The 300-nt window shown below is 70.3% G+C and carries 1 protein-coding gene; it reads right to left on the bottom strand.

All coding sequences use genetic code 11. The annotated features are described in order from the left end of the window. A partial coding sequence (locus ACLJNW_RS24325) for an alanine racemase (protein ID WP_410961233.1) occupies positions 1 to 300 on the bottom strand: 300 nt, incomplete at both ends.

Consider the following 300-nt stretch of genomic DNA (forward strand, 5'->3'; position numbering starts at 1 on the left):
GGCTGCGCAGGCGCGCATGCCAGGCGCGCAGCGCGGCAGGATCGAAGCCCAGGCGGTGCATGCCGGAGTCGAGCTTGAGCCAGACGTTGAGTGGAATATCCAGGCCGGCGGCGAGGAACGCCTCGCCCTGTTCCGCGCCCTGGATCACCAGGTCCAGGCGCAAGTGCCCGGCGAGGGCGTATTCGCTCGCCTCGAAGCAGCCTTCCAGCAACAGGATGCGCGCGCTGGCGTGCAAGGCGCGGACTTCCGCGGCCTCCTCCAGGCAGGCCACGGCGACGCCATCGGCATCGTCGTGCAACG

Origin of the sequence: Salmonella sp. SAL4457 (genome assembly GCF_046548235.1) — a bacterium.
In the GTDB taxonomy this organism is placed as follows: domain Bacteria; phylum Pseudomonadota; class Gammaproteobacteria; order Enterobacterales; family Enterobacteriaceae; genus Salmonella; species Salmonella enterica.